The 22796-nt window shown below is 62.4% G+C and carries 23 protein-coding genes; 9 read left to right on the forward strand and 14 right to left on the reverse strand.

Translation table 11 applies throughout. The annotated features are described in order from the left end of the window. Positions 1-6: 6 nt before the first annotated feature. Complete coding sequence (locus tag V6617_RS03690) at positions 7-486, forward strand: heme-degrading domain-containing protein (RefSeq protein ID WP_338609171.1); 480 nt, start codon at positions 7-9, stop codon at positions 484-486. A 58-nt stretch (positions 487-544) separates the two neighbouring features. Further along, positions 545-1558, forward strand: coding sequence for a Gfo/Idh/MocA family oxidoreductase (locus tag V6617_RS03695; protein WP_338609172.1), 1014 nt, complete (start codon positions 545-547; stop codon positions 1556-1558). 76 nt (positions 1559-1634) lie between these two features. Here V6617_RS03695 and V6617_RS03700 read toward each other — a convergent pair whose 3' ends face one another. The 9 genes from V6617_RS03700 to V6617_RS03740 all read right to left on the reverse strand — a co-directional run bounded on the left by V6617_RS03700 (position 1635) and on the right by V6617_RS03740 (position 11754). Beyond that, on the reverse strand, positions 1635-2570 hold the full coding sequence (locus V6617_RS03700) for an IS110 family transposase (protein WP_338607403.1): 936 nt from the start codon (positions 2568-2570) through the stop codon (positions 1635-1637). Between the two features lie 327 nt (positions 2571-2897). Beyond that, positions 2898-4130, reverse strand: coding sequence for a hypothetical protein (locus tag V6617_RS03705; protein ID WP_338609173.1), 1233 nt, complete (start codon positions 4128-4130; stop codon positions 2898-2900). A 327-nt stretch (positions 4131-4457) separates the two neighbouring features. Continuing rightward, complete coding sequence (gene ugpC / locus V6617_RS03710) at positions 4458-5570, reverse strand: sn-glycerol-3-phosphate ABC transporter ATP-binding protein UgpC (RefSeq protein WP_338609175.1); 1113 nt, start codon at positions 5568-5570, stop codon at positions 4458-4460. 1 nt (position 5571) lies between these two features. After that, the gene (locus V6617_RS03715; protein WP_338609176.1) at positions 5572-6306 is read right to left on the reverse strand and encodes a tyrosine-protein phosphatase; all 735 of its coding nucleotides are present in this window, start codon (positions 6304-6306) and stop codon (positions 5572-5574) included. A 1-nt stretch (position 6307) separates the two neighbouring features. Beyond that, complete coding sequence (locus V6617_RS03720) at positions 6308-7192, reverse strand: carbohydrate ABC transporter permease (protein ID WP_338609177.1); 885 nt, start codon at positions 7190-7192, stop codon at positions 6308-6310. Beyond that, positions 7182-8126 carry a sugar ABC transporter permease gene (locus V6617_RS03725; protein ID WP_338609178.1) on the reverse strand — a complete coding sequence of 315 codons (945 nt, stop codon included), beginning with the start codon at positions 8124-8126 and terminating at the stop codon, positions 7182-7184. The genes V6617_RS03720 and V6617_RS03725 overlap by 11 nt, the downstream gene beginning before the upstream one ends. A gap of 62 nt (positions 8127-8188) precedes the next feature. After that, positions 8189-9493 carry an ABC transporter substrate-binding protein gene (locus V6617_RS03730; RefSeq protein WP_338609179.1) on the reverse strand — a complete coding sequence of 435 codons (1305 nt, stop codon included), beginning with the start codon at positions 9491-9493 and terminating at the stop codon, positions 8189-8191. A gap of 81 nt (positions 9494-9574) precedes the next feature. Further along, positions 9575-10876, reverse strand: coding sequence for an ABC transporter substrate-binding protein (locus V6617_RS03735; protein WP_338609181.1), 1302 nt, complete (start codon positions 10874-10876; stop codon positions 9575-9577). 11 nt (positions 10877-10887) lie between these two features. Further along, entirely contained in the window at positions 10888-11754 is an 867-nt protein-coding gene (locus tag V6617_RS03740) for a metallophosphoesterase (RefSeq protein WP_338609182.1), read from the reverse strand. A gap of 156 nt (positions 11755-11910) precedes the next feature. On the opposite strand from V6617_RS03740, the gene V6617_RS03745 reads away from it, so the two are divergent. After that, positions 11911-12483, forward strand: coding sequence for a TetR/AcrR family transcriptional regulator (locus tag V6617_RS03745; RefSeq protein WP_338609183.1), 573 nt, complete (start codon positions 11911-11913; stop codon positions 12481-12483). Here the strand turns inward: V6617_RS03745 and V6617_RS03750 are convergent. Genes V6617_RS03750 through V6617_RS03760 form a run of 3 tightly spaced genes read right to left on the reverse strand, consistent with a single transcriptional unit; the run spans position 12480 to position 14952 of the window. Beyond that, positions 12480-13229, reverse strand: a complete 750-nt coding sequence (locus tag V6617_RS03750; RefSeq protein ID WP_338609185.1) for an amino acid ABC transporter ATP-binding protein — start codon at positions 13227-13229, stop codon at positions 12480-12482. The two genes, V6617_RS03745 and V6617_RS03750, sit on opposite strands and share 4 nt — an antisense overlap. Beyond that, positions 13226-14119 carry an amino acid ABC transporter permease gene (locus V6617_RS03755; protein ID WP_338609187.1) on the reverse strand — a complete coding sequence of 298 codons (894 nt, stop codon included), beginning with the start codon at positions 14117-14119 and terminating at the stop codon, positions 13226-13228. The genes V6617_RS03750 and V6617_RS03755 overlap by 4 nt, the downstream gene beginning before the upstream one ends. Then, positions 14116-14952, reverse strand: a complete 837-nt coding sequence (locus V6617_RS03760) for an ABC transporter substrate-binding protein (RefSeq protein WP_338609189.1) — start codon at positions 14950-14952, stop codon at positions 14116-14118. The genes V6617_RS03755 and V6617_RS03760 overlap by 4 nt, the downstream gene beginning before the upstream one ends. A gap of 264 nt (positions 14953-15216) precedes the next feature. On the opposite strand from V6617_RS03760, the gene V6617_RS03765 reads away from it, so the two are divergent. Next, on the forward strand, positions 15217-17085 hold the full coding sequence (locus V6617_RS03765) for a potassium/proton antiporter (protein WP_338609191.1): 1869 nt from the start codon (positions 15217-15219) through the stop codon (positions 17083-17085). On the opposite strand, the gene V6617_RS03770 is transcribed toward V6617_RS03765, so the two are convergent. Next, on the reverse strand, positions 17076-17636 hold the full coding sequence (locus tag V6617_RS03770) for a flavin reductase family protein (RefSeq protein WP_338609193.1): 561 nt from the start codon (positions 17634-17636) through the stop codon (positions 17076-17078). The two genes, V6617_RS03765 and V6617_RS03770, sit on opposite strands and share 10 nt — an antisense overlap. A gap of 111 nt (positions 17637-17747) precedes the next feature. Here V6617_RS03770 and V6617_RS03775 point away from each other — a divergent pair, with 111 nt between their 5' ends. The 4 genes from V6617_RS03775 (at position 17748) to V6617_RS03790 (ending at position 21988) form a co-directional block, all read left to right on the forward strand. Continuing rightward, a complete protein-coding gene (locus V6617_RS03775; RefSeq protein WP_338609195.1) occupies positions 17748-18440 on the forward strand; it encodes a metalloregulator ArsR/SmtB family transcription factor in 693 nt (230 codons plus the stop codon). Between the two features lie 113 nt (positions 18441-18553). Next, positions 18554-19486: a VOC family protein gene (locus V6617_RS03780; RefSeq protein WP_338609196.1), complete on the forward strand. Its 933-nt coding sequence runs from the start codon at positions 18554-18556 to the stop codon at positions 19484-19486. A gap of 3 nt (positions 19487-19489) precedes the next feature. Beyond that, positions 19490-20098: an alpha/beta hydrolase gene (locus V6617_RS03785; RefSeq protein WP_338609198.1), complete on the forward strand. Its 609-nt coding sequence runs from the start codon at positions 19490-19492 to the stop codon at positions 20096-20098. 45 nt (positions 20099-20143) lie between these two features. After that, a complete protein-coding gene (locus V6617_RS03790; RefSeq protein ID WP_338609200.1) occupies positions 20144-21988 on the forward strand; it encodes a diguanylate cyclase in 1845 nt (614 codons plus the stop codon). On the opposite strand, the gene V6617_RS03795 is transcribed toward V6617_RS03790, so the two are convergent. Then, complete coding sequence (locus tag V6617_RS03795) at positions 21985-22278, reverse strand: GNAT family N-acetyltransferase (RefSeq protein WP_338609202.1); 294 nt, start codon at positions 22276-22278, stop codon at positions 21985-21987. The genes V6617_RS03790 and V6617_RS03795 overlap by 4 nt on opposite strands. A 130-nt stretch (positions 22279-22408) precedes the next feature. Between V6617_RS03795 and V6617_RS03800 the strand changes: the two genes are divergently transcribed. Beyond that, positions 22409-22780, forward strand: coding sequence for a RidA family protein (locus tag V6617_RS03800; protein ID WP_338610623.1), 372 nt, complete (start codon positions 22409-22411; stop codon positions 22778-22780). Positions 22781-22796: the final 16 nt, after the last annotated feature.

A 22796-nucleotide genomic window follows, 5' to 3' on the forward strand; every position in this document is an offset into this window, starting at 1 on the left:
ATTCCAATGCGCCCCACCGATCCCACGCTCGAAGAGCTGATCTCCCAACACCAGAGCCTCGTTCTCGAGCACTTCGATTATGCGATCGCCTGGGCTATCGGCGCGCATATCCGCGATGTTGCAACACGCCAGAGCATGCCGATTGCCATTGAAGTCTCCCATGGCAATGCTCCGGTCTTTCTGGCGCTCATGCCCGGATCCACGCCCGACAATATCGATTGGGTGCGGCGCAAGCGGGCTGTGGCGGTGCGCTTTCACAAGAGCTCGCTCTATATGCGCATCGAGGCCCAGCAAAAGAACTGGGATTTTTCCAAGCGCTGGCGCATTCCCGAGGCCGACTATGTCGCCAGCGGGGGCAGCATTCCCATCACCGTGCGCTCCGCAGGCGTTGTCGGGGCGGCCACTGTCAGTGGCCTGACCGATGTTGACGATCATGCCCTGGTGGCCGATGCGCTCAGGGCCGTGCAAGCGGGCGGTAAGTCCTGAAGGTCAACCGTGCCGACCGCCCTGGTCAATCATTCAACCCCATTTAGAGGAGCCACCAATGGGCAGGGACGAAAAAATCCGCTGGGGCATCTTGTCCACAGCAGGCATTGGCATCAATCACGTCATTCCCGGATTGCTCAAATCGCCTCATGCCGAGGTCGTTGCCATTTCATCGCGCGATGGGGGGCGGGCACGGGCCGTTGCCGATCGGTTTGCCATCCCAAGAGCATACGGCAGTTATGAGGCGTTGCTGGAAGACCCTGAAATCGATGTCGTTTACAATCCTCTGCCCAACCATTTGCATGTCGATTTTACACTGGCGTCGGCCAGCAAGGGCAAGCATGTGCTTTGTGAAAAGCCTATCGGGATCACCGCCGAGGATGCCCGACGGCTGCGGTCGGTGCCGGACGGCATCCTGATCGGGGAAGCCTTCATGGTGCGCCATCACCCCCAGTGGAAGCGGGCCAGAGAGATTGTGCGGTCCGGCGAGTTGGGGGAGATCAAGGCGATCCGGGCCCTGTTCGCCTATCACAATGTCGAACCGGACAATGTGCGCAACCAGGCCGAGATCGGTGGCGGAGGGCTGCTCGACATCGGCTGTTATGCGGTGACGGCGGGGCGGTATTTCTTTGAGGCTGCACCTGAGCGCGCCCTGGCACTGATCGATCGCGATCCCGGTTTCGGCACCGATCGGCTCGCCAGCGTGCTGCTCGATTTCGGCAGGGGGCGGCAATTGAACTTTACCAGCGCCACCCAGCTGGTACCGGCCCAGTCTCTCGAGATCCTTGGGCCATCGGGCCGCCTCGAGCTCGAAATTCCGTTCAATCCGCCGGCCGATCATCACACCGCGATTGTGATCGACAAGGGGGAAAGCCTGGGAGGCGAATTGGCGCGGCGGGAGATTTTGCCGGCCTGCGATCAGTATACCGAGCAGGCCAATGCCTTTGCCCGGGCGATTGCCGCACAAGAGCCGCTTGAGCACGATGTGGCCGATGCGATCGTCAATATGGCGGTGCTCGATGCCATTTTTGCCAGCGAACGCACCAATAGCTGGGCGTCAGTGCAAAGCTAGCGGCACCTGGCATTCAGGAACAGGCCCGCGCAACCGGAATAGTTGGCGGGCCTTTTGTTTAGAGTATCCGTCTTGATCAAGCGCTTTTTGGCTGCCAGTTGCGGTCCTGTTTGATGAGAGCGTTTGCGAGTTCGATGAGCTTTCGCATCAGGGCAGTCAGGGCGAGTTTTGGGGGTTTTCCTGCACCGATCATGGCGTTGTATTTTTGTTTGAGGTCGGGATTGTATCGGGCTGCGACCAGAGCTGGCATATAGAGGGCGTCCCGCAGGATCTTGCGTCCACCCTGAATGAAGGCCTTTCCGCGCCATTGTCCCGACTGCCGTGTCATGGGGGCGAGACCTGCGAGGCTTGCGGCCTGTTTTGAGGTCATGGTTCCGACTTCGGGGCATTCGACCAGGATGGCAGCCGCGGTGATCGGCCCCACTCCGGGAATGGACCGCACGATATCGAAGGCCCGGGCCCGGTTGGGGCACTGGCGCACGAGCCGTAGCACCTCACCGTCCAACTCGGCGAGTTGCCGCTTGATCTGATCGAGCCTTGACTTGGTCTGGCGCCTGGTCAGGGCCAAGGTCTGTGTCTTTTGCCGGTTCAACAGGCGTGTACGGTCCTTGATAAGCGCCATGCGCGCGATCTGCAATTCTTTGAGAACGTGTTGATTTTCAGGCTGGGGTCCATTGGGGATAAGATCGAATGCGACGCCCATGGCAGCCAGCATACGCGCATCGACGGCATCGGTCTTGGCCCGGGTTCCCCGTGCCTGGGCAAATCGGCGTGCCTGCAGGGGATTGACCTTGACCAGGGGCAGGCTTGCGGCCAATGCGCGCTCGAAGACTGCGTGATAGGGACCGGACGCTTCATAGACGATCAGATCGGGGCGTTGTGCCCCAATCCAATTGCGCAGGGCGCGCAGACCGGTGGGGGAATTGGCAAACCGGGCCGTCTCACCGGTCTTGGCGCGATGGGCGTCGAGATTGGCTTTCGAGATATCAATGCCGATGCTATCCTTGGTCATCTTCGCGTGTCCTATGCTTGTCCTAGAGGGCTTTACGCCGCTCTGTATCCGTTCAGGCCTCAGGCGAAGACGGCGGTCGATCACACTCTAAAACGGTCCATCACGACCAAGCCATCACCGATCCAACCGCCGCCAGTGCGCGCCATAAAGCAGATGGCGCCCACTGGCCCTTTAATCGCACAAGAGCCGGATCTGTCATAAGACAAGCCGGTCAGGATTTGATTGACTCAAATCCTTGGCTCCAAACCCTTGTTTTGTCGCGAGTCCGAACCGCAAAACCGTTTCCATCCCCGATCGCGTCGAGGACATGCTTTTGCTGGACGCGCTCTAGCGCAACACGCCTGGCCGGGCGGTTGGTGCCTGCCTTTTTGCACCGGTTTGCGCATTTGAAACGCTATCACGCACGGCGCGATCCCTTGGGGCCGCTTCGCTCATGTCGACCATGGGTTTGAGCCGGGTCGCTGGCCGAGGTTCAGTCACGTTGAGATGGACGGCAGGACCGTCAATGAACTGAAACCCCGCTCGTATCGCCGCGCTGGCTACCCCCAGGGTATTGGCACTGTGTGCATAACTGGCAAGACTTGCCTGGTCTGCCATCTGGACAATTTTGCGCAGGCGCTGCGAGGAGCAGGTTCCGCCGCTCCCCAGTGTGCTCAGATCGAACGAAATGCCAAAAATATCGCCAAGTTCAAATATTGGCAAAAGCGCGCCGTCTTCGGTTATCTCGGCAACGATGCGGTCGGTGGTGCCGCTTACCCGGTCTCGCAATGAGAGAATGTCGCTTATAGTCACGCCATTGCCGATGCCACGAAGCTCAAGCACGATGCGATTGCGATAAATGGCAGGCACTGAGGCCAGAATCTTGAGATAATCCCGCGCAGTATCGGGATCAAGAAATGTGCTGAAAGTGAGCGGCACGAGCAGTGAAACAGACGCATCAGACCTGAGGGAGCCGTGAAGCCGCTCAACCCCACGGGCGAGGATCATGCAATCGAGTTCCCCGCGCATTTTTTGAACCTGATCGTTGTCAGCTATGGTTCTCATCCTGGCCAAAGCGCCGCTGACAGAAGCGGTATCGGCCTGGCATCGATTGAAGGTCGTTACGTGGGTGGAGACCTCCCATATGGGCGCAAAGAGCAGTTGAAAATCCTTAATGGTGGTTCGCCGCTGAACCGCTACAGCGACCTCCAGCTCTCCCTGAATTCTCTCGAGCGTCGCTGCCAGGCGATCAGCCAGCCCACGCCCCCTGCCAGCCAGATCCTTGGGGTCCACTTCGGTGACAAACCGCTCCACGGAGGTCTGCTCTTCGATCTCGGGGAGTTCATCGAGCAGCCGCGCGCGTATCGCGCGTGCAATCAGGCTTGCCTTGTGCATCGCCTGCTCGCGATTGAGCGAGGCAAAACAGATCAGAAAGCGCGTTTCGCTTTCAGGTTTGAAGAAATCCTGATCGGAAAGATACCGCTTAATCTCTGCTGTGGCTATCGCAAGCGCTTGATCGGCAAGCCTGTTCCACTTGGCTCCCAGACAGGTTCTGACTTCATCAAGACCCAGAAGCTCCATGGAGCCGGTAACGAGCGGCCTTTCAGCGGTGCCCAGGTTCTCAACGAGATTTTCGAGATCCCGTTCGAAAACGGCAGCAACCGGGCTGTCGGCTTTCGCTGGTTGCGGATTTTCCCGGCCTATTCGGGCATTTTCCGAAATGGGTATCGGAGCTGATCCCGCTGCGTCCGCGGCTAGCAGCATTTTGAGGCTTTGAATTAGTTTCATTCGCTTCCTCAATGATCAAAGAAGCGTCCCCGCAAAAAACCTCGCATGATATCTCTGACCACTTCGTTAAATGTGGCCCTGTGTTTGTATAAGCCGCCGAACACAGGCTCTGGACGCGCTCTAGGCGACGGCCTGTTCGAGGCGGGCTTTTTGGCGGGTCGGGGCCAGCTCCAGGCGTTTGCCGGTCTGGGCGTCGAACAGGTGCAGGGCGGTGGTGGGGATATGAAGGCCGACGATATCACCCTCTCCGATCTCAACTTCCGGGCCGACGACAACGGCAAATTCGGTGTCGGCGAGCGCGCAATAGGCGACACGGCTGCCGCCGAGTTCCTCGATCAGCTCGATCTGGGCGGGAAGGCCCGTTTCCCTGGAGCAAAGGGTTATGGCTTCGGGGCGAGCGCCGATGGTGATGCGGCCCGGCGTGCCGGGGAGCGCGGTGGGCAGGCGGAAATGCTGGGTGGGAGCGATATCGAGAGCGAGGGTGGTCGCGTCGAGCATTTCGCCCCCGGTCATGTTCATGGCCGGGGCGCCCATGAACTGGGCGACGAAGGTCGAGGCGGGGTTCTTGTAGATTTCGCCCGGCGAGCCGATCTGCTCGACATGGCCCTTGTTCATGACGATGAGCTTGTCGGCCAGGGTCATGGCCTCGACCTGGTCGTGGGTGACAAAGATCGAGGTGGCGCCGAGGCGCTTGTGGAGTTTCTTGATCTCGATGCGCATCTGGACGCGCAGCTTGGCGTCGAGATTGGAGAGCGGTTCATCGAAGAGGAACACGGCGGGTTCGCGCACGATGGCGCGGCCCATGGCGACGCGCTGGCGCTGGCCGCCCGAAAGCTGGCCGGGGCGGCGGTCGAGATAGTCTGTGAGGCCCAGAACGGTGGCTGCGTCGCTGACGCGGCGCGCGCGCTCGGGCTTTGGAAGCCGGGCGATCTTTAGGGGGTAGCCAATGTTTTCGGCAACCGTCATGTGGGGATAAAGCGCATAGTTCTGGAACACCATGGCGCAGCCGCGATCGGCGGGGTCGATGTCGTTGATGATCTCGTCGTCGATGGCGATGTCGCCCGCGGTGATCGCTTCCAGCCCGGCGATCATGCGCAAGAGGGTGGACTTGCCGCAGCCCGAGGGGCCGACGATGACGACGAACTGGCCGTTGTCGATCTCGATGTCGATGCCGTGGAGAACCTGTTTGCCGTCGTAGGATTTCCTGACGTCAGAGATGGTGAGGTGAGCCATTTCAATCTCCCGCAAGACGTGCCCGGAGCCGGGCGATGGTGGTGTCCGAAAGCCCGATGGACCGCAGATAGGCGGCGACCGAGCCATAGGTGGTTTCGATATGGGCGATGGTGAGCGCCATGGTTTGGGGCTCGGAGGCCAGGAACGGCATGAAGCGTTCGGGGTCTATGCCGCGGGCGCGGGCGCCTTCGACAAGCTCGTCGATCATGGGTTCGATCATCTGGGCGGTGAGCGCGTAGTCCTCGACGATCAGGGTGGTTTCGACCCCGGCGATGGTCAAGAGCAGGGCGGCGATGACCCCGGTGCGGTCCTTGCCGGCGGTGCAGTGGAACAGCACCGCGCCATCGCCGGCTTCGGCGATCAGGGTGAGGACGCGGGCGATGGTTTCGCCGCGCTCATCGAGTGCCTTGAGATAAAGGGTGAGCAGAGCGTCTTCGCCCGGGGTGACGGTCGGGGCGAGATCGGCAAACAGGGAAACGTTGTGGTAGCTGACGGCCGGGTGACCGGCGAGGGGATTGGGCTGTTCGGCCAATTCATGATCGTGGCGCAGATCGACAACGGTGGTGACCCCGGCATCGATGAGCATGGCGACATCGTCGGCATCGAGCCGGTGCAGGGCATCGGCGCGCAGCACGCGGCGCCAGAGGGTTTCGGCGTCGGCAATCGGATAACCGCCCAGGTCGCGGACGTTGTAGGCACCCTTGACGGGGATCGAGCGGGTGAGCGGGGAATTCATCTTAGCGTATTCCTGATTTCATGAAGGACTGGATGACCTGGCGCTGCAGGGCGATGTAGATGGCGAGCACGGGAAGGCTGGCCATTGTGGAGGCGGCCATGAGCGGGCCCCACTGGGTGCCCTCCGATGTCATGAACATCTGGATGCCGATCTGGATGACGCTGTTTTCGGCCGAGCGGGTGAGCAGCAGGGGCCAGAAATAATCGTTCCAGGTCGAAATGAAGATGAGGATGGCGAGCGACGCGAGGATGCCGGTCAGATTGGGGGCGAGCACGTCCCACAGGATGCGCCAGCTGCGCGCGCCATCCATGCGGGCGGCCTCGATCACCTCCTTGGGGAAGGAGCGCATGGTCTGGTAGAGCAGCATCACCGCCAGGGCGGAGGCGACGTTGGGCAGGATCAGCGCGGGCAGGGAATCGAGCAGGCCGAGCCGGGCGACGATCAGGTAATTGGGGATCATCACCACCTGAAAGGGCACCAGCCAGGTGAGCGCGATCAGCGAATAGACGAGCTTGTCGAACGGGAACCGCCAGCGCGCGAAGGCATAGGCGGCGAATAGGCCGGTGGCGAGCTGGATGATGGTGACGATCACCGAGACCAGAAGCGTGTTCCAGAGCATCTGGAGCACGGGAATGGCGTTGAGCGCGTAGATGTAATTGTCGAGCGAAGCCGAAGTGGGCAGCAGCGCGGTCTCAAAGATCTGGTTGGCGGGGCGCAGGGAGGTGACGACCATCCAATAGACCGGGAACAGGCAGAACAGCGACAGCACGGCCATCAGAGCGTGGCCAAGGCCGGTGTTGAGCCGGCGCGAGGCGAGAGAGCGGGTGCGGCGGCGCGGCCGGGCGGCCGGCACCGAAAGCGGGGCGGTCAGTGTGTCAGTTGTCATAGAACGAGTACCTCTCCATAAGGCGGAAGAGCACGAAGGCCAGCGCGCCGAAGCCGAGGAACAAGATGACGGCGGCGGCCGAACTCCAGCCCACCGACATCGAGGAAAATCCAAATTCCCAGAGCACGTAGAAGATGTTGGTGGTCGAGCCGAGCGGACCGCCGCCGGTCAAAACGTTGATGTAGGAAAAGCTCCACTGGGCGCCCAGCAGAATGGTCATCATCACAAGAAACAGCACGGTGTTCATGAGCAAAGGGAGCCGGATGTCGCGGATGATCTCCCATCTGGACGCGCCATCCATGCGGGCGGCTTCGATGAGCGAGGGATTGATGTTGGCGTTGGCGGCCGAAAGGATCAGCGTTGAAAACCCGATCAGCTTCCAGCCGGTGAGAACGATGATGGTCCAGATGGCAATGGCGGGATCGGCAAGGAACCGCACGGGCTCGCCGCCGAGCCCGGCGATGGCCTGGTTGACCATGCCGTGGCCCGGATCGAGCAGCCAGCGCCAGACGGCGGCGGCCACGACCGGAGCGATGATCATGGGCACGAAGATTATGGCGCGATAGATGTTGCGCGCCCGGTCGGGCAGGTCATGAGTGTAGATGGCGATGGCCAGCGGGATGATGACGGCGAGCGGCAGCAGCCCCAGAACGTAAATGCCGGTGTTGCGCACGGCCTGCCAGAATTTGGGCAGGGCAAAGATGTTGGTGAAATTGGACAGGCCGACAAATTGCGGTGCCGTGGTGGGCAGCATGTTCCATTGGTAAAGGCTGAGCCGGAAAGCATCGAGGAGCGGCCAATAGACCCAGATGGCAAGCCCGAGCGCGGCGGGCAGGAGATAAAGCCAGGGCGCAATGAGATAGCGATCGTCGGCCCTCAGGCGCCGCTTGCGCTTTGGAAGCGTCAGGAGAGTATTTGCTGAGATGTCGGCCATGAGCGAGCACCGCGAAATCGTGAAGGGATGGCCGCGAGGGTGATGCCCACGCGGCCGGGGGATCAGGGCATCAGGGACTGGGCGTTGGCCTGAGCCTGGGCCAGCGTGGCCTCGACATCGGCGCCGCCAAAGATGGCCATTTCCATCGCATCCATCATCAGCGAATTGATCTGGCGGTAGTTGGGGCCGGGGTAAGCGACCCAGGGCTCGAGCCGTTCGAGCTGGTCGAGATTGGGCTGGACCAGGGGGTGGTCTGCAACCCAATCGCCCAGATAGGCGGGGTCGGTGACGATGTCGGTGCGCAAGGGGACGTAACCGATCTGGGAGGTGATGGTGGTATAGGCCTCACGCGAGGTCATGAACTTCATCAATTCCCAGGTGGCGCGCTGCTTGAGCGGATCGGCGGTGTGAATGACGAGGCCCGAACCCGAATTGGTGGGGGAGGCGGGACGATCGCCAAAGCCGGGCATTGCGGCCGAGCGCAGCTCGAATTTTCCGTCCGAGCCGGCGATGAGGTAGGCCTGGAGCACCGAGGAGGTGAGGTACATGGCGAGCTGACCCGCGGCCATGGATTCCATTGACGAGCCCAGATCGGTGGCGCCGTAAACGCCGGCGTCGTGAAGGTCGCGCATCATCTGCACGGCCTGGACGGCCTCAGGTTCGGCGAAGGTGAGCGTTGTGCGGTCCTGGGACAACGTGCGTCCGCCATTGGAGAGGATGACGCTTTGCAGCACCCAGTCATCGCCCCCCGAACCGGCCCCGACGATGGCCGCTTCAAAGGGGCTGGCATCGGTCTGTTCGGCGATGGCAAGGCCGGCTTCGCGCAGCGCGTCCCATGTTGAGGGAGGCTGGTCGGGATCGAGCCCGGCGGCACGGAACAGATCGGCGTTATAGAACAGGACCGGGGTCGAGAAGGTATAGGCGAGCGCATAGGTCTTGCCGTTAAGGCGCCCCAGATTCAGCCCGTTTTCGGACATGCCCTCGAAATGGGCGGCGAGTTCCTCGGCGGGGACGATGTCTTCGAGCGCGACGGCGCCGAAATTGTCGATCGTATAGGCCAGATCGTCGAACACTGTCTGGGTGACGTCCGGGCCGATGCCGGCGGCCAGATCGGCCTGAGTGCGCGACACCATTTCGGTGGATTGAACCGGCACCGCATTGACGGTGATGTTGGGATTGGCCGCCTCGAAGTCCTCGATCATGCCGCTCGTGGCTTGGGCTCCGATGCCTGTGGAGGCGAGGTTGTAGTTGTAATAGGTGATTTCGACGGGTTGGTCGACGGTGGCCGGCATGGCCTGGGCCCAGATGGGCGTTGCGAAAAGCGCCGTCGAAACGGCGAGGGTGGCGATGGCTGAACGGGGCAGCATGGGATGTCCTTTTCCGGGCCGCGCGGGGCGGTCATAGACAATGGAAACGGGGGCCGGCGGGGGCTGCCGCCGGCCGGGCTGTCAGGGCATCAGAGCCTGGGCGTTGGCCTGGGCATCGGCCAGCGTCGCTTCGACATCGACGCCGCCATAGACGGCCATTTCAGCGGCATCCATCATCAGGCTTACGATCTGGCGATAGTTGGGGCCGGGCATTGAATCCCAGGGCTCGAGAATGGCGAGCTGGTCGAGATTGGGCTGGATGAGGGGGTGATCCTGGACCCAATCCTTGAGGTAGCGCGGGTCATCGACGATGGCCGGGCGGAGCGGCAGATAGCCGATTTCGGAGGTGATGATTGTGTAGCCATGCTCGGAGGTGAGGAACTTCATCAGCTCCCACGCGGCGCGCTGCTTGAGCGGATCCTGGGCCAGAATGGTCAGCCCGCTGCCCGAATTGTTGGGCCGGACCGGCTTGTCGCCGAAGCTGGGCATTGTGGAGGCGCGCAATTCGAAATTGTCCTGCGCGCCGGCAACAAGTGAGCCCTGTATAGCGCTGGTCTGGAGGTACATGCCGATATTGCCGGCCGACATGCCTTCGAGGGCCGCGGTGATGTCGAGGGGTTCGAAGGCGCCCGCATCATACATGTCGCGCAGCATCTGCACGGCCTCGACGGCCTCGGGCTCGGCGAATTTGAGCGTCGTGCGATCACGCGAGAGGACTTCGCCGCCATTGGACCGCACAACGCCCTGGAAGAGCCAATCCATGGCGCTGGGGCCGAAGATGCCGGCGGCAAAGCCGGCCTTGTCGGTGTTTTCCTGGATGGCCAGAGCGGTTTGGAGGACTTCGTCCCAGGTCTTGGGCGGCTGGTCGGGATCGAGACCGGCGGCGCGGAAGATATCGGCGTTGTAGAACAGGACTGGCGTGGAAAAGGTATAGGCCAGAGAATAGGTTTTGCCGTCGAGGCGTCCCAGATCGAGCCCATTGGGCACCATGCCCTCGAAATGGGCGTCGAGTTCGTCGGCGGGCACGATGTCCTCGAGCGCTACGGCACCGAAGTTGCTTGCGGTGAAATCGAGGTCGGAAAACACCATCTGGACCAGATCGACGGGCTGCCCGGCGGCCAGGTCGGCCTGAACGCGGGCCTGGAAATCGCCCGCCGCGGCGCCGATGCCTTCGACGGTGACGTTGGGGTTGGCGGCCATGAACTCATCGATCAGCTTGCGGGTCGCGTCCGCGCCGAGGCCGGCAGAGCCGAGATTGTAGTTGTAGAACGTGATGGTGACCGGCTCGTCGATGGTGGACGGGATGGTCTGGGCGGTGGCGGGCAATGCGCCGGCCAGGACGAGGGTGGCCGAGGCGGCCAGGAGAAGGGTTCTGCGGTTCATCTGGGATTTCCTTATTCTGCGGCCTGGGTGGCTTCGTATTTGCGGAGCATTTCGGCCATGCCCGCAAAGGTGAAGCTGTTGAGTTCGCGTCGTTGCGAGGGCTGGGGCACAAAGGAAATGGTCAGGCCCGAGGGGCGGATGGTGCCGAGCGCAAGAGAGGCGCCCTCGACCATGCGCATGCCTTCATGGAGATAGGTGACGTCGGTGGCGGCGTGGGTGCCGATGCCGACGACGACGGGAATGCCGTGCCAGTTGGAAACGCGGTCGAAATGGATGTGGCCCGAGAGAATGCCGAGGATATTGCGGCCGGCAAGCAGGTCAGCCAGCTTGCGAGTGTCGGCGATGGTGAGGCTTTCCCATTCCATATCGGGCCTGTCCTCATCGAGCGCGGGGGCGTGGTGGACGGCGATCAGCTTGGGGAGGTCGGGATGGGCATCGAGTTCGCCTTCGAGCCAGGCGAACTGTTCGGGCTCGATCGAGCCGCCGACCTTGCCCGGAGCGCTCGAATCGAGCGTGATGAGGTGGATGCCGTCGATCACCTGCGCATGAAAGAACGGAGCGGCGAGGTCTTGGGTGCGACCGAGCATGCCGGTGTAAAAGCCCTCGCGCTTGTCGTGATTGCCGAGCGCGAAGAACAGGGGAATTTCAAGGGCCGCTTCGTCGAGGATGGCCTTGAGGTTGCGATAGGAGCCCGCATCGCCCTGATTGGTCAGATCGCCGGTGGCGACGATGAATTTGGGCTGGGGCACCAGGGTCTTGATGTCGGCCAGCAGGGCCTTGAGATTGGCCGTGGTATCGGAAAACAGGTGATCGTCGACGATGTCGGGATTGCCGATATGGAGATCGGTAAGATGGACGAAGGTGAAGAGATCGGTCATGACGCGTGTCCTGATGTTGATGGCATTGCGTCCGCCTGGGACGCCCTGAGCCGATCGTCTTTCGGCGCGCACCCCGCGCTTTGGGCGAAAGACTTGTGCCCGGCTGCAAACACAGCTACCGTCGGAACATGACAGGTGAATGAAGGTTCATTCAGTATGGAAGCGACGATCGGCAAGAAGGACAGAATCCTCGATGCTGCGGCTCAATTGATTGTGGAAAACGGCTTGCAGTGCTCGATGGCTGCGATTGCCGAGCGGGCGGGCGTGGCCACCGGATCGCTCTATAACTATTTTCCCTCAAAGGGCGCGCTGGTGCTTGGGGTCTATGTGCGGGTCGGCGAACAGATGTCGCGGGCGGTGGTGGTCGAGCACGATCAGGCGGTCAGCCATGAGGACCGGATAAAGGGCTATATCGCGCGATATATCGCGTTTATCGCGGCCGATGCCGAACGGGCCAAGCTGTTTGAATATCTCGACAATTCTCCCGAATTGAGCCTTACCGAGATCGCGGCGACGTTTTCGGGGTTCGTCGACTATACGCGCGTTCTGTTTGAAGGCGCGCGGGAAGCCGGGGTGGTGCGCGAGGGGCGGGCCTATCTTTTGGGGAGCTTTGTGCGCGGGGCCATCCGCCACACGATCAAGCGCCGCCGGCTCGATCCGACGCCGATCGAGGATAGCGAATACGCCTGGATCGCGGATATGTGCTGGAAGGCCGTGGCGCGGGATTAAAGCCGTCCAGCCTCGATGATGCGCTGCAGGAATTTCTGCGTGCGGGGGTTCTGGGGGTTCGAGAACAGGGTTTTGGGTTCGGCTTCTTCCACGATGCGGCCGCCGTCGAGAAAGCAGACGCGGTCGGCGACGTCGCGGGCGAAACCCATTTCGTGGGTGACGATGACCATGGTCATGCCATCGGATTTGAGCCGGCGGATGATGGCGAGCACCTCGCCGACCAGTTCGGGATCGAGCGCGGCGGTCACCTCATCGAACAGCATGACCTCGGGCTGGGTGGCCAAGGCGCGTACGATGGCGACGCGCTGTTGCTGGCCGCCCGAGAGCTGTTCGGGATAGGCGTTCTCGAACTCGGCCATGCCGAAGGCGGTGAGCAGTTCGCGGGCGGTGGCCTGCGCCTCGGACCTTGAAATGCCGTGGACCTTGAGCGGGGCCAGGGTGATGTTTTCCATCACGCTCATATGGGGAAAGAGGTTGTAGGACTGGAAGACGATGCCGATCCTGCGATAGACGCCATTGCGGCCCCAGGAGGGGTCTTCGAGGGATTTTCCGTCCAGTGCGATGGTGCCGTGATCGAATTCGGTCAGCCGGTTGATGCAGCGCAGAAGGGTCGACTTGCCCGACCCCGAGGCGCCGATCAGGCACACGACCTCGTGGGGGGCAATGGCGAGATTGATGTCGTCGAGAACGAGGGTCTCACCATAATATTTGGTGAGACCGGAAATGGTTATGCGGTCGTTGGTCAAGAGGCCCCCTGCAGGCGGCGCTGACGGTCTCTTTTTGTCAGGTAGTCGGTGAGGCGGGCCATCGGGATGGTCGCAACAAGGAACAGCAGCGCGGCGGCAATCAGCGAAGAATAGTTGAAGGTCTGGGCGGTGTAGATCTGGGCCTCGCGGACAGCGTCGCGCACGCCGATGACCGAAAGCAGCGCCACGTCCTTTTGCAGGGCGACGGCGAGGTTGAGGAGCACGGGCATAACGTTGCGAATGGCCTGGGGCAGGATGGCGTAGCGCATGGTCTGCCATTGGGAGAGGCCAAGGGCTCTGGCGGCGGCACCCTGGCCGTCATGGACGGCCTCGATGCCGGAGCGATAGATTTCGGCCGAATAGGCGGCGTAGGAAACCACCATGGCGGTGGCGCCCCAGAACAGCGCCGAATTGGGCAAGCCCGGAAGGTTGAGTGCCGGAATGCCGAAGCCGAAGATCAAGACAAGCAAAAGGACCGGCAGACCGCGGAAGAGGTCGATATAGACCACTGTAAACACCCGCAGCGGCGCGAACCACGGACCGGTCAGCGAGCGGAACAGGGCGAGAACCAGCCCCCACGCCATGATGGCGAACAGGCAGATCACCCAGACCTGAAGATTGAGCCAGAAGCCGCGCAGCACCTGGGGGAACGATACCGCCATGGCATTGAGATCGAAAAACTGCCGCGCGATGCGAGGCCATTGTTCGGCCGAGGTCACGGCATAGGCGATGGCGCCGAAAACGACGGCGACCATGACAATCGAGATGATGGCGGGCAGGTAGCGATCCCTGGCGCGCAGTTTCTTTTTTGCCGGGGGGAGAGGCCGACGCGGCCCCGGTTGGGGGGCCGCGTCGGTATCGATGCCTTGCGGCGGTAGTCCAGAACTCATTCGGTGATGACCGGCAGGTCGGGATCGGCAATCAGATATTGAGCGACCAGCGCGTCGATGACGCTTTCGGATTTGAGTTCGGCGATGGCCTCGTTAACCCATTCGACAAGGTCGTTGCCCTGCTCGAAGATCAGGCCGTGGCCGTAATCGTTCTCGTCGGGCGGCAGGATGGCGGCGATGGTGGCGTCTGGCACCTGGACGGCGGTGAGGTAGAGTGCTGTGGGCAATTCGGTGGCCACAGCATCGATCTGGTTGCCCTGCAGGGCCTGGAACAGGCCGACCTGATCACTATAGACGGCGGGTTCGTCAACGCCGATGATGTCTTCGACATAGTCGAGATCGGTGGTGCCGATCATCACGCCCCAGCGCACCTCGCGCAAATCGGCAAAGCTTGTCGCCTCTTCAACGGCTGAGCCGGGCATGGCGACCACGGCTTTTTGCGGCTGGTAATAGACGTCCGAGAAGGTGGCGATCTGGGCGCGATCCTCGGTCACCGAGATCTGCTGGATGCCGAAATCGTAATCCTTGGCGCCGGGCGCAATGGCCTGATCGAAGGTTTCGCGCACCCAGACCACATCCTCGGGCGCAAAGCCCATCTTTTCGGCCAGCGCATAAACGAAAGCGCTTTCAAAGCCTTCCCCGTTCGAGGGATCGTTGTCCATCATCCAGGGGGGAAACACCGGATCGGATGTCGCGACGGTGAGTTGGCCCGGCGCGAACAGGCGCGGATCGTCAGGCGTTTTTTCCTGAGCGTGCGCCGTGCCGATACCAAGCGCGGTAGCGAGCGATGCGGCAACGGCCAGGCGGCTCAGCAATGAGAATTTTGTCGACATGATCGAGGACCTCCAGCGTCCAGGGAGAAAAAGTCCGGGGATTTCGATATTATCGGGCGCATCAAGCGGCGCAAGGGGCGTCTCGATCCCTGACAGCGACAAATCCGGGCAGGGCCTGCTAATTTTTTGCCGCCAAAGCGTTTTTTTGCCCCGGCGGGGGTGGACGCGACGCATTGGCGCCGTAATCATTGCCGTTATTGACTTTCTTTGCCTCCGCGGCCGGTTCGGCCGGCTGCCAAACATTTTAGATCGGGTCATTTGGGGATGATCGACTGGATTTATCCGCTGCTCCTGGTGGGCGCGGCGCTCATCGTCGTTTCGGTTTTTACCAGTCTCGTGGCGTTCCGCTTCGGGGCACCCTTGCTGCTGTTGTTTCTGGGCATCGGCCTGGGCGCGGGCAGCGACGGGCTGGGGATCGAATTTTCCGACGTCAACACCGCCTATTTCGTGGGCTCGCTGGCGCTTGCGGTCATTCTTTTCGATTCGGGGTTCGGCACATCGCTGAAATCATTCCGGCAGGCGGCGGCGCCATCGATCGTTCTGGCGACGGTGGGGGTGCTGCTGACCACGGCGATCGTGGGCATGGCGGCACGGTTGATGTTCGGGTTCGGTTGGGCCGAGGGGCTTTTGATGGGCGCCATCGTTTCCTCGACCGACGCGGCGGCGGTGTTTTTCCTTTTGCGCGTGGGCGGCATCACCATTCGCGACAAGGTGCGCTCGACGCTCGAAGTGGAGTCGGGATCGAACGATCCGATGGCGATCTTTCTGACCATCATGTTCGTGGAACTGCTGGCTTCGGGGTCGGGCATCACCGGGTTCACCCATGAATTTGTCGTGGGGTTCGGGTTGCAGATGGGGCTGGGGGTGACCCTGGGCATCGCGGGGGGAGCGGCGATCGTTTTCATCATCAACCGGGTGGAACTGGAGGGCGCGCTCTATCCCATTATCGTTCTGGGCATGGCGGTGCTGCTGTTTGCCTTTACCGGGCTGCTTGGAGGATCTGGCGCGCTTGCCGCCTATGTGGCGGGGCTGGTGGCGGGCAATCGCCGGGTGCGGGCGCGGGCGACGCTGGTGCGGTTCCAGGACGGGATGACCTGGCTGGCCCAGATCGTCATGTTCCTCATCCTGGGGCTCCTGGCCAGCCCCTCCCAGTTCGGCGAGGTGGCGCTGCCGGCTGTGGCGCTGGCGCTGTTCTTGATGTTTGTGGCGCGGCCGGTCGCGGTGTGGCTGTGCCTTCTGGCGTTCCAGTATCAGCGCGACGAGATCGCGTTCATTTCCTGGGTGGGCCTGCGCGGCGCGGTCTCGATCCTTCTGGCCATCCTGCCGCTGATCGCATTGCTCGAAAACGGGGCCGTGCTGTTCAACACCGCCTTCATCATCGTTCTGACCTCGCTTTTGGTGCAGGGCTGGACCATCCGGCCCATGGCGCAATGGCTGGGCCTGATCGTGCCGCCGCGCATCGGTCCGGTCGAGCGCGTCGGGCTCGAATTGCCGGGCAGCGCGCATCACGAATTGATCGTCTACCACGTTGTCGAGGGGAGCCCGGTGGCCGAGGGCGAAAGGCTGCCGCGCTGGGCGCGTCCCTCGCTGATCGTGCGGGACGGGCAATCGATGCGGTTTCAGTATGCCGGGCGCATCAAGGCCGGCGACTATGTCTATATGTTCATTGCGCCGCGCTATACGCGGCTGCTCGACCGGCTTTTCGCCAGCCCCACCAAGGTGGAGGCCGATGACAAGGATTTCTTCGGCGAGTTCAGGATCAACCCCAGGCGTCCGCTCGTTGCGCTCAAGGATGCCTATGACGCCCAGATCGGGCCCAATGTTTCGCTGGAGAAAACCATTGGCGACTATATGCGCGAGCGGCTGGGCGGGACGGCGGAAATCGGCGACCGGGTGGCCATCGGGGCGCTCGAGCTGATCGTGCGCGAGGTCGATATCGAGGGCGAGGTGTCCGAAGCCGGGCTGGCCATCGACCAGGACGCCCAGAAAGCCCGCGTGCCCGTGTTCATGAGCGGGCGGGAACTCAAGGCGTTCGTCCGGGCCAAGCTCAACGAACGGCGGACCAAAAAGTCCAGCCGGAAGATCGAGGCGCAACAGGCCGCCGAGCCTGCTGCCGATCGCTCTCAGGACTGATCGAGACCCTTGTAGCCGCGCCGGTGCCATATGAGCGGGGCGCGATCGGGGAAGGAGCGGGTGTGGGTGACGATGCCGGCATAGAGGGTGTGGGTGTCCAAAACGATTGCGCCGGCCAGGACGCAATCGAGACTGGTGACGGCGCCGGAAAGCAGGGGCTGACCCGAGGGCCAGTGCTGCCAGTCATCAACCGCAAAACGATCGTCAGGTCCCCAGCCGGCAAAGGCGTCCGCGACCGATTGCTGGTCCTCTGCGAGAACCGAGAGCGAAAAGCGGCCGGCGGCGTCGATGGTGCGGGCCAGATCGGTGTCGCGGGTGATGGAGACGATGACGGCGGGCGGTTCGGCGCTCAGCGAGAGCATGGCGGTGACGGTACGGCCGTACTGGCTGTCGCCCGAACGGGCGGTCACGACAGTGACCGATGCGGCCAGCGTGCTCATGGCGCTGGTAAACTGGGATGCGGGCACCGCGTCGGCGGCGGCGGGGTGGTCGGCCAGCGCGAGGGCAAGGGCCGGGCTGGCCGGCGGCAATTTGATGTTCGGTTTTGTCATTTCAGGGCTGTTCGGAGCGCCGATCGGTGTAGAGAAACCGGCAGGGCTTGATCTTGCGACCCGGTCTCTGTATTTTCCAAGTAAGTGCTTTCTAAATGTCGCTCCGGAGCCATGTCAAGCAGCAAACCGGTTATTGAAAATTCGCCCCCCTTGCCCGAGGCCGCAACCTGGTCTCCGCGCAATGCGGCCGAGCGCGTCCTGTTCCACCTCAAGATGCACGGAGACAAGACGGCCGGCGAGTTGGGCCGGGCGCTCGGAACGTCGGGGGAAGCGGCGCGCCAGCAATTGGTGCGGCTGTCCGAGGACGGACTTGTGGAAAGCTGGAGCCAGTCGCGCGGGGTGGGGCGGCCGTCCCAGTTCTGGCGCCTGACGGCGGCGGGACAATCGCGGTTTCCCGACACCCATGCGGCGCTCACCGTCGAGCTTTTGGGTATCGTGGGCGACACGCTGGGGGCCGAGGTGCTCTCGCGGATCATCGATGCGCGCGAGGAGCGCACCAAATCGGTCTATCACGCGGCGATGAGCGATGCGGGCGGGCTGGGCGAGCGGGTGGCTAGGCTGGCCGATCTGCGCTCGGCCGAGGGGTATATGGCCGACTGGGAGCCCGATGGCGAGGGCGGGTATGTGCTTTATGAAAACCATTGCCCGATCTGCGCGGCGGCGACGGCATGCCAGAATTTCTGCCGGGCCGAACTGGCGGTATTCCGCGATGTATTGGGGCCCGGAGCGAAGGTGGAGCGCACCGATCATATCGTTATGGGCGCGCGGCGGTGTGCGTATCGGATTTCCCGCGCCGGGGACTGATCGTTCGGCAATATCGAATAATGAATGAACCATAGTCCGGATTATCCGGACCGGTGGCTGGACTATATTGGTCTCCAACAGAGCCCGGAGGGGCTTTAACCGGAGATCGGATCATGCTCAACCAGATCAGGGGCCTTCATCATGTGACGTCGATGTCGCGCGATGGCGATGCCAACAATCACTTCTTTACCGATACGCTCGGTCTGCGCCGGGTCAAAAAGACCGTCAATTTCGACGAGCCTTCGGTCTATCATCTCTATTATGGCGACGAGGCGGGGATGCCGGGGTCGGTGATGACCTATTTCCCGTTCCCTCATATCATCCGCGGCCGCCCCGGCACCGGCGAAGTGGGCGAGACGGTGTTTTCGGTTCCCGAGGGCAGCCTTTCGTTCTGGAAGGAGCGGTTTGCCGAAAAGGGCGTTGGCGGGGTGATTTCCGAAGAGGCGTTCGGGGAAAGCCGTCTGCGGTTTACCGCCGTCGATGGCGACAGTTTCGCGCTCGTGGAAGCCAAGGGCGACGCGCGGGCCCCCTGGACCGGCGGAGCGGTGGCCGGGGACGAGGCGATCCGTGGTTTTGCCGGTGCCAGCTTGCGGCTTGGCGACAGCGGGGCGACCGAAGAGCTGCTCAAATTCATGGGGTATGAACACGCCGACACCTCCAAGGGTATCAAGCGGTTCGTGATTCCGGGCGGCAATGGGGCCGATATTATCGATTTGCAGACCCTGCCCAACATGCCGCGCGGCGATCTGGGAGCCGGATCGGTGCACCACATCGCTTTTGCCGTCGACGATCGCGAAGCTCAGAAGGCGGTGCGTCAGGCGCTGCTCGACACAGGGTATCAGGTGACCCCGGTGATCGATCGCGATTATTTCTATGCGATCTATTTCCGCACGCCCGGTGGCGTTCTGTTCGAGATCGCGACCAATGAGCCCGGTTTCGACAAGGACGAGGACACCGCCCATCTGGGCGAGGCCCTCAAACTGCCCAGCCAGCACGAACATCTGCGGGCGTGGCTGGAAACCCATCTGCCCGAAATAAAGGACTGACCGATGAGCGAAACCTATTTCACCAAGGAGCATGCCGGGCAGGGGCCGGCTGCTCCCACGCTCGTGCTGCTGCATGGCACGGGGGGCGACGAGAACCAGTTCTTCAATCTGGGGCGGCAATTGCTGCCCCAGGCCCGGCTGGTCGCCATACGGGGCGATGTGTCCGAGGGTGGAGCGCTGCGCTATTTCAGGCGGACGGGCGAGGGCGTTTACGACATGGACGACCTTGCGGTGCGGACCGAGAAGATGGCGGGGTTCCTGAAGGGGCTGAAGTCGGATGGTCCGCTGATCGGGCTCGGCTATTCCAATGGCGCCAATATTTTGGCCTCGGTGATGATGGCCCATCCCGAACTGATCGATGCGAGCGTGCTCATGCACCCGCTGATCCCCTGGACTCCCGACCCGGTGCACGGGCTTGCAGAGCGGGACGTGCTGATTACGGCGGGGCGGCGAGACCCGATCTGCCCGGCACCGCTCACCCAGGCGCTGGCCGACTGGTTCGGCGCCCAGAGAGCGGCGACGAAGATCGCCTGGCATGAGGGCGGTCACGAAATCGTGCAGGCCGAACTGGCGGCCACCGCGGAATTTCTCGCGGACTTCAATCATGGGTAACAGAGCGTAAACCACTGGCCCGATACGGTTTTGTGGTGCCGGCGCATGAGTGCGCCGGCGCTGTTGGGGGCAAAGCGGGCGATGATGAAATCGCTGATTGGACGACTGGCCGGACCGAGTTTGCGCACACGGGTCCTTTGGCTCGTGCTTGCTGCGCTTGTGCTTGTGGGCCTTGCCGGCTGGTTTGCCATCAACCGCATCATCGACTCCCTGACGCTCCAATTTGGCACCATGATCGCCGAACGGCAGGTCCAGTATGACCGCTATCGCGGCATGGCGGCGCTGAGCCGGGAAATTTCGCTGGCCGAGGCACTCAGCCGTTCTCCGGTCATGGTCGACTGGTTCGCCGACGAACAGAACCCCGAGCGCATGGCGCGCGGGCTGGCCGAAATGGAGCACTACCGGAGATCGTTTACGGACCAGAGCGTTTTCCTGGTCGTCAACGCTTCGGGCAATTACTATTTCAACGACGCCCAGAACAGTTTTGGCGCGGATCCCTACAGCTACACTCTGGAGCCGTCCCTGCAGCGCGATGCCTGGTATTACGCGACGCGGGAGCGGCGCGAGGGGTGTCATCTCAACGTCAATGTCGACGAGGTGCTCAGGCTCACCAAGGTCTGGATCAACTGCCTGGTCAACAGGGGCGGGGAAGTGCTGGGCATGGTGGGCACCGGGCTCGATCTGACCGATTTCATCCGCGAGGTGGTCGATTTGCCCCAGCCGGGCGTCGATTCGATCTTTGTCGATCAGGGCGGCGCGGTGCAGGCACACCGGGATGCTTCGCTCGTCGATTTCCGCTCGATCACCAAGGACATCGCCGAAAAGACGACAGTGTTTTCACTTGTCGATACCCTCGAAGATATGGCGCTGTTGCGGGCCATGATGAACGGGGCGATGGAGGCCCCCAACCAGATTCGCACCGCGACGCTGACCATGGGGGGCATGCCCAAGCTGGTCGGGGTGGGCTATCTCGATCACATCGGTTGGTACAACATCACGGTGATGGACCTTGATGCCATCATTGACCGGCGAATCTTTTTGCCCGTCGGGTTGGCCGCCATCGCGATCCTTTTGGCGGTGGGGCTGGCGCTGAGCTGGATTTTCCGCATCGCGGTGCTCGACCGGCTCGCAAAGGTGGAGGGCGGGCTTGTCGCCCTGCGCGAGGGCAGGCGGGCGGTGATGAAGCCCGATCGCAGCGCCGACGAAATCGGCAGGCTGTCGCGCACGCTGATCGAAATGTCCGATACGATTACCGATGCGCGGCTGAGCCTTGAGAGCCAGGTGCGCGAGCGCACCGAGCAGCTCCAGTCACTGGTCAATCTCGACGCGTTGACCAAGATCGACAATCGGCGCGGGTTCGAGGAAAAGTTCATCGTCAATCGTCGCCGGGAGGACGATGCCAGCCGGATCAACGGGCTGATGCTGATCGACGTCGACAACTTCAAGGCCGTCAACGATACCGCGGGCCATTCGGCGGGCGACCAAGTGGTGATCGAGGTGGCCCGGCGCCTCAAAGCGTCACTGCGGCGCGTGGATGTCTGCGCGCGGTGGGGCGGAGACGAGTTCATCGTTCTGGTGCGCGACTGCTCGCCACAGGGGTTGTCCCAGATCGCCAACGCGCTCACCGACATGATGCGCCAAATGCCGGTGGTTCTCTCGGACGGAGAGCGACTGGCGGTGACCATCAGTATCGGCGCGGTGCTCGTGCTGGTCGAGGACAGCCTCGAGCTTGCCACCGAGATGGCCGATGCGGCGCTCTACAGGGCCAAGGAAGAGGGCCGCGACCGGGTGGTGCTGTTCGAGCGCGAGATGGCCATGGGCCAAGACGCCGACGACGATGCGACCGATGACCGAACGGTCGCGCAGGCGATCGACAGCGAGGCCGTCTAGACCAGCAGGTCGTCCCAATCGGGATGGCGGCGGAACTGCACGGCCACATAGGGACATTGCGGGACGATCTTGAAATTGCCCTCACGCGCATCGGCAACGGCGCGCTTGACCAGTTGCAGGGCAATGCCGCGGCCCTCGAAGGCGCGCGGAACGCCGGTGTGGGTAATGATGATCGAGCGGTCCGGCCGGCGCAGATAGGTCATTTCGGCCTGCGCGCCCCCGTCGAGGTCGGCCCAATAGCGTCCATGGTCGCCGTTCACTGTGTGGTGGATGTCGAGATCGATGGCCATGGCGTGTTCCTTACAAGCGCTTCGGTGTGAGCGTAACGCACAAGAGATGGTTCCGGTTGACGGCAAGAGCAAGGCTTTGCACTCTCTTGCCCGATATCAAGGAGTTCCCATGAGCCTGCCCATCCATCACATGATCGAGCGCGGCCCGCGTCCGGTCGCCCCGTTTTCCCATGCCGTCGAGGCCGATGGCTGGGTGTTTGTCACCGGACAGATGCCCACCGATCCCGACGCCCCCGATGCGCCGCTGCCCGAGGGCATCGTGGCGCAGACGCGGCGGGTGATGGACAATCTGGCAATCGTTCTGGGCGGGATCGGGTTGTCGCTTGAAAACATCACGATGGCGCGGATCTATCTCACCGCCCTCGAGCGCGACTACGCCGAGATGAATGCGACCTATCAATCATATTTCGAGCCCGGAAAACTACCGGCCCGGACGACAATCGGGGTGACCGGGCTGGCGGTTGGGGCGCTTGTCGAGATCGACCTCATCGCGCGCCGCTGAGTTCGGTGAGGGCGGC

This window comes from Pelagibacterium nitratireducens, assembly GCF_037044555.1.
Lineage (GTDB): Bacteria > Pseudomonadota > Alphaproteobacteria > Rhizobiales > Devosiaceae > Pelagibacterium > Pelagibacterium nitratireducens.